Origin of the sequence: Anaerotruncus sp. G3(2012), assembly GCF_000403395.2 — a bacterium.
GTDB lineage: Bacteria > Bacillota > Clostridia > Oscillospirales > Ruminococcaceae > Anaerotruncus.
In genome coordinates this window covers 135,705-148,266 of the sequence record NZ_KE159676.1, presented here as the reverse complement: position 1 = coordinate 148,266, position 12,562 = coordinate 135,705, and the positions used below count along the sequence as shown (strand labels likewise).

Sequence of the window (12,562 nt, the reverse complement as noted above, 5' to 3'; positions counted from 1 at the left end):
GCTTCGCAATTGTGGCATCATAGCTGCAAAACAGCTATGATACCAAAACGATGGCCAGGGCGGTGCGCGGGCATAACCTGTTCCCGTCCCGGTCAAAACAGCAGGAGGTGTACAGTTTTGAACCCTGACCCAGGAAACGGCCACAGTAGCAGGCTGCAAAAAGAACAGGACCGAGTGTCAAGGGGAACTGCCGCCGAGGGAGCTGCCCCTTGAAGAAAGGGGTTTGCGATGCTGAATTTTTACAAGACAATAGACAACCGCGTTCTGCGGATTGACGCTCCGGAAACGGGGTGCTGGATCTCTGCGGTCAGCCCGACCGAAGGGGAAATCGCGTTTCTGACCGGAGACCTCGGAGTCGAGCCGGATTTCGTGCGTGCCGCGCTCGATGAGGAAGAAAGCTCCCGTATCGAGAGCGAGGAGGGACAGACCCTCGTGATCGTTGACTATCCGTCTGCGGAGGAGCAGGCGGATGAGAACAAGACGATCCTTTATACGACACTTCCAATGGGTATTATCATCACACAGGAATATGTAATCACCGTCTGCCTGCATGAGAATATGACCATCCTTGATCTTGCGGCCGGACGGGTGAAAGGGCTGCAAACCTCGCTGAAAACGCGGTTTCTGCTGCTGACCCTGCTGCGGATTTCCCAGCGGTTCCTGATCTACCTCAAGCAGATTGACAAAATTTCATCGACTACCGAGCAGCGGCTGCACCAGTCGATGAAAAACAAGGAGCTGATCCAGCTTCTGGGGCTGGAAAAATCGCTGGTTTATTTCTCCACCTCGCTGAAAGCAGATGAGATCACCCTTGAAAAGATTCTGCGCGGGCGGATCATTAAGCTCTATGAGGAGGATGAGGACCTGCTCGAGGATGTCCTGATCGAGATCAAACAGGCAATCGAAATGGGGAACATCTATTCCAACATCCTCTCCGGGACAATGGATGCGTTCGCGTCGGTTATCTCAAACAACCTGAACATTGTGATGAAGGTGCTGACCTGTATCACGATTGTTATGGCGATCCCGAATATCGTGTTCAGCTTTTACGGCATGAATGTAACCGGACTCCCATTGGCGGTCTGGTGGTTCCCGATTGTAATTGCGCTCATCGCCAGCGCGATCGTGACGCTCGTGCTGATGAAAAAGGACATGTTCCACTGAACATCAAAATCAGGATAGAAAGCAGCGCCGGATGAAATTTCCGGCACAGCCTCTGCCGCGGGCCACCCCCAACGCAGGGGCTGCTGCTTTCCAGGCAGCAAAACGGCTGGCAGGATTCGAGGATGGGAAAAAATCCTTCAAAGCGGCAATTCTGCCCTGCAAATCCCTTGCCAAACCTTGTAAATGGGTGCATAATATGACTGTAAGATCAACTGAAATTTTGCCGGGCATCCCCCAGGCCCGGTAAGGAGATGGAGGAAACCCTATGTCCAAGAAATTGATCCGACAGGCAGCGCTCGATCTTTCCCAGGCGATGTGTGGACGCGAGTTCCTGCAGCGGCTCTCGATAACCAAAAAGGCGATGACCGCCCTGATGCACGATGCCGACTGGCCCACCCTGCTGGGACAGATTCTGCCGATCCAGGAACGCTTGAACTGCGGGAAGGTTGCCAGCCTTGTTGTCGATCTGCTGAACCGGCTCTCCCCGGAGCCGGAGGAAGGATGGCTCGAGTTTACCTTCCTGTTTGCCCGCAACCTGATGTTTCCGGATGCGGAATTTGCTGCGCGTGCCAAAAAACACAACGACGGCGCCCGGTTCCTGCTTCAGCTTTTGCAGGTGCTTTTTGCCTACGAAAAACAGGCCCTGCCGTTTGACTGTCTGTACGATTTCCGGTTTGTCCCCGAGGAGGATCTCACCGGATGCGACCATGCACAGGATTACCGGCGCCTGTTGAAAATCTTCCGGGAGGAGTATGTCTATGAGCTTCTGCGGATCGCCCGGGAGGTGACCCCGTTCTGCCTGATGGAACATGTGGTCGGGGTGCACCATGTCGCCATGACAGTTGCCTATGGGCTGCATGAAGCGGGCATACCGGTAGACCTTGCACTGGTCTCGGGCGCTGCTGCGGGGCACGATCTCGGGAAATTTGGCTGCAAGCCGGGGGAGCGGGTACCCTATCTGCACTACTATTACACCGACCGCTGGTTCCTTGCGCATGACATCCCCACGATCGGCCATATCGCCGCCAACCATTCGACCTGGGACCTCGAGATCGAAAACCTGTCGGCCGAATCTCTGGCGCTGATCTATGCGGACTTCCGGGTCAAGCAGAGCCGGGACAGCGAAGGCCGGGAGATCACGACGATCTATGATCTGGATGCCTCCTTCCAGGTAATTCTGGACAAACTGGACAATGTGGACGAGGCCAAGCGCCGCCGTTATCGGTTTGTCTATGACAAGCTGCACGACTTCGAAAACTATCTGCGCCAGCTGGGGGTGGACTTTGACCTAGCCGGCCGGCCGCTCTCGCCGCCTCCCCAGAAAAACGTCTCGCTGATGGATGCGGACGAGACGATCGACAAGCTGGTACTGCTTTCGGTTGAGCACAACCTGGGCCTGATGCACAACCTGAGCAGCAACCGTCAGTTTGGCAACATCCTCGAAGCGGCCCGCAGCGAGAAAAACTGGGAACGCCTGCGCGCCTATCTGGATATCTTCGAAGAGTATTCCACCTATCTCAGCCCTCACCAGAAAACGCAGGCGCTCTCCTTCCTGTACGAACTGCTCATGCACCGCGAGGGGGATATCCGGCGTCAGGCCGCAGGGCTGATGGGCATGATTATCGCACAGTTCCGGATGGGCTACCGAAAGGAGCTTCCCAAGGATGCGGTGATCGACCCCACGGAACAGACCCCGTTCAGCCTCTGGGAAAAATACCTTGAAATGCTGATCTTCCCCGACCACAAGATCACTGCCCAGCAAAAAAGCCGGATCGGCTATACGGTCAAGATCATTGTCGGGTCCGCGCTGGACACCTGCCGGGAGGATGACGCACCGGTCTTTCTGGGGCGGTTTACCCGGTATTACAACAATCCGGAGCGGTACGATGACGGGTCCGCCTTTGCGCTGCTCGATACCATGCTTTATCTTCCGCATACCCTTTGCAGCCCGGAACTGATCGAACGGCTGATCGCATTTGCAGGCTATTTCCTCAAGCTGGATGGGGAAATCCGCCTGGCCTCTGCGGCAATGCGGTTCCTCACCCAGCTTGCGTCGGCGCTCGACCGGGAACATCCCTGCATAGGAATGCTCGGGGAGATGATCAGCGGGCTGGACTGCCAGCAGAATATACCGATGCTGTTTTTGCAGTATAAGGCCCTGCAAAGCCTCGGCCTCGGCACCAGTATGCAGGAGGAGATCCTTTACAGCCAGGATGTGTTCAGTGACATCTATCTGGACAACCTCAAGGCGGCCACCCCCTGGATTATCAAGTCGATCAACATCGAGGTGCTGCTCGACCAGCTCACCCATGGACAGCGGGAACATATCCTGCACATTGCGACCCACCTTTCCAACCTGATCAAAGTCAGTGAATGGGTGGTTGTCCGGCATGACGCCGGCTCCGCGCTGCTCCGGGTCATGCCGCTGCTCTCGCTCGACCAGCGCAACGAGATCGCGGTCGAGCTTGCCAAGGGGCTGGAGGTCGGCGAATACGAGTTCTCGAAGTACATCCCCAACTATCTGGGCGAGCTGGCACTTTATCTGCATCCTAAGGAGCTGGATGAACTGGTCGTCCGGCTGGAGGAACTGCTCGGCAGCTCGAACGACTGGATTGTTGCGGTCTCGCTCAATACGCTGGGCGTCCTGCTCGAGCACTACCCGGTTTATCAGGAGCGGTTTGTACAGAGCGAGCATACCTTCGAAGCACGCCGCCAGCACCTGCTTGGGCTGCTGCTCGACGGGCTTGCCAACTATCGTGAGTCGGTGCGTCAGGAAGCGCTGCTGGTCATCGGCAAGTCGATCTTCGGCACATCCAACCTTTCCCCCGAGGAAAAAACCAACCTGTTCTCCCACTGCTATAAAAAGCTGGTCTTTCTGATTACCGAGAACCCGGGCGGCGGTCTGGCATTCTTCTATCGTGCAGCCGCCCTTTCTCACATCTACCGGTTTATTGCACTCCACCGGATCGACTACGGCAGCTTTCACTTCGAGCAGCGGCAGAAAGTCGCCTTCTTCCCCGGGACCTTCGACCCGTTCACCCTCTCACATAAGGGGATCGTGCGGGCGATCCGCGACCTCGGGTTCGAGGTCTACCTCGCGATAGACGAGTTTTCCTGGTCCAAAAAGACCCAGCCCCACCTGATCCGGCGGCAGATTGTCAGCATGTCGGTTGCCGACGAGCTGCATGTCCAGCTGTTCCCGGATGATGTGCCGGTCAACATCGCCAACCCCGCTGACCTGCGCCGCCTGCGCGGGATGTTCCCCAGCAAGGAGCTTTATATTGTGGTCGGCAGCGACGTGGTGCGCAACGCCTCCTCCTATCGTGCGGCTCCGTCTGCGGATTCGATCCATTCGATGAACCATATCGTGTTCCGGCGGATCAGCGGCGAGGAGGGCGACGAGGGAGAGCATGACCGCGCGGCGCTCTCGCTCATCACCGGCAAGGTGGTCGAGCTGACCCTGCCGCCCCATCTGGAGGACATCAGTTCGACCCGTATCCGTGAAAACATCGACCTCAACCGCGACATCTCCAACCTGATTGACCCGGCAGTGCAGGAGTTCATCTACCAGAACAGCCTCTATCTGCGTGAACCGCAGTATAAGCCGGTGATCCATACCGATGAGATTCTGTTCCAGCGAGAGGATGAGCCACAGCCCGAACTGCTGGCCGAACTGGAGCGCTCGGTTCTGGCCGACCGGGCAGGGGTTGAGCATATCTGCCAGAGCATCTCAGAGAATGGGGATACCTTGATCCTGCTCCGGCATCTCGGCAAGCGCAGGCAGATCATCGGGTATGCCAGCCTGCGGCAGATCACCAGCTCCGATCTGTTTTTCGCCTTGCACCGCGATGATTACGCGGATTATGTCCGCCGCCGCGCCTCTGGGAAGATTCTGCTGCTCACCGGCATCTATACCCAGATCACCGAAACTGCCTACGACCTGCCCCAGCTCCTGCTCACCGAGGCGCTCGCAACCTCGCTTGCGGAGGGCTGCACTTATGCGGTCTTTTCCTCCTACGGAAGCGGTTCGCCTTCGTTCATCCATGAGATGCTCGAACGGCAGGGATTTGTCTGTGCACCATGTTCGGACAAGGCGCCAAGCCCACTTTATGTGGTCGATATGCGTGCGCCGCTTGTCCTGATCCAGAACCTTGAAACCACCATCAAAGAGCCGTTCCGCTCCAACCGGCGGGTGCTGGACGCCATCAAGGCCGCGCACTACCGGCTCCAGCTCGCCACCACCCAGATTCAACCGGGCAGTCTGGTGCTCTCCCTCTCGGCGGACATGATCCACCACCGGATGGTAGACAAGATTACCGCACTCAACGGGGTTTCAAATACCCAGACCTTCCCCCGCAGGCTCGGAAAGAATATGTGTGTGCCGTTCGGCAAGATTCTGCGCGGTACGGTAGTGCCAAATACGGTCACGAAAACGCTCCATACCGATAAGGTCTACACCCCCGATATCATAGACAACTGCATCGAAGCATTCCCCTACTATTCCCCGATCGAGAGCCAGGTCCGGACGATCAAATCCTTCAACCGTCCGGTGATCCTGGTCGACAGCCTGCTGCACGAAGGATACCGGATGCAGGCGCTCGACCCGCTCTTTATCAAGGAGGATATCCGCATCAGGATGCTGATGGTGGGGGTGCTCTCGGGCCGCGGGCGTGATTTGATGGCGATGCGCAACCGTCCGGTTGACTGCATCTACTATGTGCCGAATCTGAAATACTGGTTCGTGGAATCCACCCTCTACCCGTTTATTGGCGGTGACACCGTCCGGCGGGAAAATATGCCGGTTGCAGGGCTGCTTCCGTCGGTTAACCGGATTCTTCCCTACTCGACCCCGTTCTTTGTCTCCGACTGCTCCCACCTGGCGGCGTTCGAGTTTTCCCGCTGCTGCATTGAGAATTCGCGGGACATCCTAATGGTGCTCGAGTCGGAATACCGCGAACAGTTCGGGCGCAACCTTACCTTGAACCGGCTTTCCGAGGCGGTCATTCTGCCGCTCTGCCCGGACAAAGGCGCCTGTATGGCCTATGACCCCAACCTTTCGGCATCGGTCTATCTCGAAAACGACCTCGAAATGTTGATGCGTACCCGCAAGCTGATGATCTGAAGAGCTGCCTTGTATCCCAAACCCTTCGGTGATTTTTTGAAAGGCTGCGGGATCGAAAGGCGGAACATTTTCATAAAGGAGCGTATATTAACTATGTTTTATTACAAAATGGACGGACATCTGCTTTGCAGTGCACGTCATGATCTGCCGTTTCCCGCTGTAGAGCCGCCTGCGGATGCACCCAAAGCGGTTTTCCTGTTTGAGGCTGACCCGCAGTCCTGCCGCGCTTCGTTCTCGGTCGGGCATCCGGGACAGCTCGCCCAGCCGGAGAGCATCCGCTGGCTGGATGCCTCCCGCCTGCCGGACGGCGACCCGGACCCGCTGCTCGGACGCCTGATTCAGGAAGGCAGGCTGCGTGCGGTCAACTACCGGCACCCACAGTGGGAGTCACTCATCTCCTGCACGCCGGACAAACGGAAAAAACGGGTCAATATCCTTGCGATTGGGGATGTGGGAAGCACCCTTTTAACCGGACTGAAGCTGCTCGGGCAGGATGTGATCTCCTCGATCGGCATCTGCGACCTTTCGGAAAAGACCACTGCCCGCTGGGAATTTGAGATGAACCAGATTTCTCTGCCTTGGGCTTACGACGCGATGCCCGAAGTTGAAGTGATCCCCCCGGACCGGCTGTTCGACTGTGACCTGTTTGTATTTGTCGCATCCAAGGGGATTCCTCCGGTCGGGTCTGGGGTCAAGGACGTGCGGATGGCGCAGTTCGAGACCAACTCGAAGATCGTCGCCCATTACGCCAAGCTGGCCCGGGAGCAGAAATTCAAAGGGCTGTGGGCCGCAGTGAGTGACCCGGTAGACCCGCTCGCCAAAACCGCCTACCTCGCCAGCAACCAGAACGAGGCCGGGGAGTTTGACGGTCAGGGCCTGCGCCCTGAACAGATCCAGGGGTTTGGCCTCGGGGTGATGAACGCCCGCGCCGCCTATTTCGCCAAGCGCGACCCGCGGTTCGCCAGTTTCCTTACCGAAGGACGGTCGTTCGGCCCACACGGTCAGGAGCTTGTGGTGGCGAATTCGCTTGCGCATTACGACGATGCACTCTCGCAGGAGCTGACTCACTTGGTTGTCACCGCCAATCTCAAGATGCGGGAGATCGGCTTCAAACCGTATGTGGCGCCCGCGCTCTCCTCCGGGGCGCTCTCCCTGCTGCTGATGCTGCGCGGCGAGTGGCATTGCGGGTCGGTCTTTTTGGGCGGCATTTTTATGGGCGTCAAAAACCGCTATACGGCCACAGGTCTGGAAACCGAGCTGCTTCCTTCGATTCCTGACCCACTGTTCGCGCGGATTCAGTATGCGGCGGACCATCTTGCAACGGTGATTTAACGGGGAGGCGTTTCGGAATGAACCAGCCTCTGGTGCTGATCCGCCCGAGATGCGAACATCCGGAAACCGCCCGCCGCCTTTCCGAAGTGTTGGCTTATGCGCTCGAAGGGTCTGCCGTATCGACGATCGAGACAGCCGCTGCGCTTCATCCACTGAAGGGGAAAAAGATTCTGTTTGCGGTTATGGTGGGGGAAACCGGCATCAATCTCGAATACTTTGCCATGCTGCAATGGATGCGGGAGCATCCCGGATGTCTGGAGGGGTCGGTTGGCGGCGTCCTGGTGGACGGCGCAAGCGAGCTTTACACCAAATCCATCGGGAGCGAGCTGGTATTTACTGCCAACCTTGCGGGCTGTACCTTCCCGGGACGGCCGCTGGTCGAAGGGACCGGCTCGCTTGGCAATTTCACCATCCTTGCCCGCACGATGGAAACCGACCGGTTTGGTGCCTATCTGCGGTCGGCGCGGGAGCTGGTCGAGCGGGTCTGCGGCTTCAGCCAGCCGCGGTTTGAACGTCCAAAGCTGCTTGCAGTACACGCCTCCAGTCACAAGACATCCAATACCCTCGCGCTCTGGCGCCGGGTTCGGGAACAGATTGGTGACCGGTGCGAAATCAGCGAGTTCAACCTGCGTAACGGGGAAATTTCCGACTGCTCCGGTTGCCCCTATACCATGTGCCTGCATTTTGGCGAGCAGGGTGGATGTTTTTACGGCGGCGTGATGGTGGATGAGGTCTTTCCCGCCATCCGGCAGGCCAATGCATTGGTCATGCTCTGTCCTAACTATAACGACGCGCTTTCCGCCAACCTCACCGCATTTATCAACCGGCTGACAGCTTTGTTCCGTCAGGTGCGGTTCTACGACAAAGCGCTTTTTGCGATCGCAGTTTCCGGGTATTCGGGCAACGATATCATTGCCAAGCAGTTGATCTGTGCGCTTAACATGAACAAGACCTTCTATCTGCCCGCCCGTTTTTCGATGCTGGAAACCGCCAACAGTGCCGGGGATGCCTGTAAACTTCCCGGCATCGATCAGCGGATCGCATGTTTTTCCCAGCAGCTTGCTGCATTTTGCGATCAATGACCGAATCGTTCCGCATTATATGCGCAGCAAAGGCTCTGCCACATGTCCCGCCGAATCTGGCTTCCTCTGGGCATCCTTATTGCAAAAACAAAAGAGGCGCGTCCCTGACTTTGAGCAGGGACGCGCCTTTTTGACTGCTGCGATTAAGCCGCAGATGTCATTTTTTTAGAAGCGAGATATTGAGGGACCAAAATCAGTGCGATGACCGCAAGACCGATGATGTCGGTAGCAAGACCCGGATAGATCAGGCAAAGTCCGCCGGCCGCGGAAATCAACCGCTGCCACATCGGCATATCCTTAAAGACGAAACCTTCCAGGCCAGCAGCAACTGCAAAGATACCGATCAACGAAGTAACAATGATCTGGATAACACCAATCGCGTTGGTATCAATGAACAGCATCGCCGGATTGAGCGCGAAGATGTACGGGACGATAAACGCTGCAATCGCCAGGCGGGAAGCATTGATACCGGTTTTCATCGGATTGGAGCGTGCGATTGCGGAACCAGCATAAGCTGCCAGCGCAACCGGCGGGGTGATATCTGCAACGATACCGAAGTAGAACACAAACATATGTGCCGAGATCGGGTTGATGCCCATACCGGTGACAAGGATCGGTGCGCAGGTGGTCGCCATGATGATATAGTTTGCGGTAGTCGGAACACCCATGCCCAGAACAATACAGGTGAGCATCGTCAGGAAGAGCGCAATGATCTTCACATCGCCTGCGACCGAAACGATCGCTGTAATCAGGATCTGGCCCAGACCAGTCATCGTGACGACGCCCGCGATAATGCCCGCGATGCCGCACGCAACCGCAACCGAAAGGGTGCTCTTGCCGCCGCTCTCCAACGCATCCACAAAACCGGACGGGGTCATACGGGTATCCTTGTTAATCATGCTGACCGCGATTGCAACCAGCGTCGCGATGACCGCTGCGCGGGACATGGTGAAGCCTTTCATAACCATCCCGATGAGGATAATCAGCGGAAGCAGCAGATACCCCTTCTGGAGGAACAGCTTGCCGAACTTCGGCAGGGTTTCCTTATCCAGACCCTTCAGGCCGAGCTTTTTCGCCTCGAGGTGAACCATCATAAAGATACCCGCAAAGTAAAGGAACGCAGGGAGGATCGCCTTGACCGCGATCGTACCGTACTGAACACCAACCATTTCCGCCATCAGGAACGCTGCCGCGCCCATGATTGGCGGCATGATCTGTCCTCCCGTTGAGGAAGCCGCTTCAACAGCACCCGCGAATTCCCCGCGGTAACCGGTCTTTTTCATCAGCGGGATGGTCACGCTACCGGTCGTAACCGTGTTCGCAACCGAGCTGCCGGAAACCATGCCGCAGAGGGCGCTCGAGATAACCGCAACCTTTGCCGGGCCGCCAGTCGAAGCGCCTGCGATCGAGTTTGCCGCCTGAATGAAGAACTCGGAAATGCCGGTGGCCTCGAGGAATGCACCAAAGATGATGAACAGAACGATATAAGTCGAGCAGACGCCGATCGGAGTACCGATGACACCACCGGTGGTATAATAGAGATTGTAGATAACGGTTTTGAGTGTTTTACCTGACGCAAACGCGTAGATTACAAAGCAGCTTGCAACAATCAAAATCGGGATACCGACAACACGGCGACAGGCTTCCACCAGCACCAGAATACCAATCACACCAATTAGAATCTCCATTTGAGAGATACGGGTGGCGTGTTTGATGATGGTGTCAAAGTTAAAGACATAGTAGAAAAAGCTTCCACCACCGAGCACCGCAAGAAGAATATCATACCAAGGAATATAGTTGCGTCTGAGGTTGCCCTTTTTCATCGGGAAAACTGTGAATACCAACAGGATGACAATTCCCACAAACAGAGAACGGCGTACACGTTCATCCCAGTTGGCAAACAGGTTCATATAAACCATCAAAAGTGAAAAGCCAGCAAGCGCATAACGGACAATCTTTTTGGGGACGCCCTCATAAAAACGCACGTTTGACTCGCGGTCAAACTTTTTCATAATCGCGTCTACATCTTCCGCCGTTCCGGTGGAAGCATCCTCCGCCTGAGGCGAAGTGTCCGGCGCTGCAGCGTTGGTTTCCATCTCGTTTTTTTTCTTATCAGAATCAAACAAAGCCGGTCCCTCCTTTGCGCATCTAAAATAAATTCCATTCGCAGGAAAACGCTACGGTGCTGTTTTTGCCGCATAGCTCCCGCAGGCTGATTTCCTGCCCGTTCAGCGTGAGGACGTGATCGGATACCGTCCCCACAATGTAGGAAAGATGCGGCATCTCAAGGTCGAAGCCCGAGACGATCATCTCCCCATGTTCGCCATAAGTTAGGGTCTGTCCTTCTAAAATTTCGGTCTGGACGCCAGCGCCAAACCCATAATAAATCGTTTCCACCACATAGATTTTGTGACCACGGATTTCATACACGTCGGTCAGCGGGCTTTTATTGACCGAATGGATGAAACCCACCGAAAATCTGTCGCCATCCGATACCCGGTATCGGGAATAGATTCCACCCGTTTTCCCGTCCCGCAGTGTCAGATAGTACCCGCTACGGCAGATTGAAAGAAAGACAGCGGCAATAACGATGAGCATTATTGCCGCTGTCACCTTCCTATTTTTTTGAACGAGCCGAAAGATTACAGCGCGCCTACCTCTTTGAAGTACTTCTCAGCGCCGGGGTGGAACGGTACGGAGATGCCCTCAACCGCATAGGCGGTGTCAAGCTCTGCGCCCTTCGCGTGGCTCTCGGTGATCGCGTCTTTGTTCTCAAAGATCGCTTTGGTCAGCTCGTAGATCGCATCTTCGGAAGCATCGTTGGAAACGATCAGGGTCGCTTTGACCGCGACAGTCTGGACATCAGCATCAACGCCGCCGTAGGAGCCGCCGGGAATGCTGTACTTGGTGTAGAACGGATAGGACTCGATCAGCTTGGCAGCATGCTCGTCGTCAACCTCAAGCAGGTTGATCGCCTTGGTGGTTGCCAGCTCAACGATTGCAGTGGTCGGAGCACCCGCGGTGCAGAAGAACGCGTCGATCTTGCCGTCTTTGATCGCATCCGCCGAATCACCGAAACCAAGGTTGTTGACCTCGATGTCGTCGAAGGAGATGTCATAAGCCTCAAGGATCTGACGTGCGTTGAACTCAACGCCCGAACCAGCGTCGCCAACGGAAACTCTCTTGCCCTTCAGGTCTGCAATCGACTTGATGTCGCCGCTTGCAACGATCTGGCAAACCTCAGCATACAGGCCTGCAACGCTCGAGAAGCTGGTGACAGCGCCATCCTCTGCGAAGAGGTCAGAACCGTTGAACGCATAGTCCATAACGTCGTTCTGGACGATCGCGAGGTCAGCCTCTTTGTCGTCGATCAGGAAGATGTTTGCCTTGGATGCGCCGGTCGACTGGACGTTGATCTGCGCGGAAGACATCTTGCCGTTCAGGATGTTTGCGAGCACACCGCCGTAAGCGTAGTATGTACCCGTTGTACCGCCGGTACCCATAACCATCGAGACCGAGCCAGCAGCCGGTGCAGAGGGTGCGGGTGCGGGTGCTGCGGACGAAGCCGGAGCCTCACTGGAAGCAGCAGGGGCCGCAGACGAAGCCGGAGCGGACGAGCCGCCACACGCTGTCAGCGCCAGCGCCACCACCATCAGCATCGCAATGATGCCAAGCAGTTTCTTGTTCATTTCAATTTCCTCCTATCAAGTTGCGTTTTTCAATGATTCTTGTCGTAAGAATCACCAGATCATATTATACATGATAACCGGAAAAATAGCAATCAAAATTTGTGTTAATTCCATAACTTTTTAAAAGTTTTTTCATATTTTCAGAAAAGCAGATGCAGGAGTTGAAAAAAATC

At 56.0% G+C, this 12,562-nt stretch carries 7 protein-coding genes; 4 read left to right on the top strand and 3 right to left on the bottom strand.

Going from position 1 to position 12,562, the window contains the following annotated elements:
* Positions 1-228: 228 nt before the first annotated feature.
* From C814_RS17555 to C814_RS17540, 4 genes are all read left to right on the top strand, one after another.
* Positions 229-1,164 (top strand): magnesium transporter CorA family protein, encoded by a 936-nt coding sequence (locus C814_RS17555; protein WP_016316753.1) that lies wholly within the window; start codon positions 229-231, stop codon positions 1,162-1,164.
* Between the two features lie 265 nt (positions 1,165-1,429).
* Entirely contained in the window at positions 1,430-6,286 is a 4,857-nt protein-coding gene (locus tag C814_RS17550; protein ID WP_016316752.1) for a nicotinate-nicotinamide nucleotide adenylyltransferase, read from the top strand.
* 93 nt (positions 6,287-6,379) lie between these two features.
* The gene (locus C814_RS17545; RefSeq protein ID WP_016316751.1) at positions 6,380-7,618 is read left to right on the top strand and encodes a hypothetical protein; all 1,239 of its coding nucleotides are present in this window, start codon (positions 6,380-6,382) and stop codon (positions 7,616-7,618) included.
* Positions 7,619-7,635: 17 nt separating this feature from the next.
* Positions 7,636-8,700 (top strand): flavodoxin family protein, encoded by a 1,065-nt coding sequence (locus C814_RS17540; protein ID WP_016316750.1) that lies wholly within the window; start codon positions 7,636-7,638, stop codon positions 8,698-8,700.
* 143 nt (positions 8,701-8,843) lie between these two features.
* Here C814_RS17540 and C814_RS17535 read toward each other — a convergent pair whose 3' ends face one another.
* The 3 genes from C814_RS17535 to C814_RS17525 are packed head-to-tail and all read right to left on the bottom strand — an operon-like array spanning position 8,844 to position 12,389.
* Positions 8,844-10,826, bottom strand: coding sequence for a TRAP transporter permease (locus tag C814_RS17535; RefSeq protein ID WP_016316749.1), 1,983 nt, complete (start codon positions 10,824-10,826; stop codon positions 8,844-8,846).
* A gap of 22 nt (positions 10,827-10,848) precedes the next feature.
* A complete protein-coding gene (locus C814_RS17530) occupies positions 10,849-11,313 on the bottom strand; it encodes a DUF1850 domain-containing protein (RefSeq protein ID WP_196809942.1) in 465 nt (154 codons plus the stop codon).
* Positions 11,314-11,342: 29 nt separating this feature from the next.
* On the bottom strand, positions 11,343-12,389 hold the full coding sequence (locus C814_RS17525) for a TAXI family TRAP transporter solute-binding subunit (protein WP_016316747.1): 1,047 nt from the start codon (positions 12,387-12,389) through the stop codon (positions 11,343-11,345).
* Positions 12,390-12,562 lie beyond the last annotated feature (173 nt).

Bases quoted from the DNA above. Each gene is read 5' to 3' on its own strand.
- C814_RS17555 (WP_016316753.1), top strand. From the start codon at position 229: ATGCTGAATTTTTACAAGACAATAGACAACCGCGTTCTGCGGATTGAC.
- C814_RS17550 (WP_016316752.1), top strand. From the start codon at position 1,430: ATGTCCAAGAAATTGATCCGACAGGCAGCGCTCGATCTTTCCCAGGCG.
- C814_RS17545 (WP_016316751.1), top strand. From the start codon at position 6,380: ATGTTTTATTACAAAATGGACGGACATCTGCTTTGCAGTGCACGTCAT.
- C814_RS17540 (WP_016316750.1), top strand. From the start codon at position 7,636: ATGAACCAGCCTCTGGTGCTGATCCGCCCGAGATGCGAACATCCGGAA.
- C814_RS17525 (WP_016316747.1), bottom strand. From the start codon at position 12,389: ATGAACAAGAAACTGCTTGGCATCATTGCGATGCTGATGGTGGTGGCG.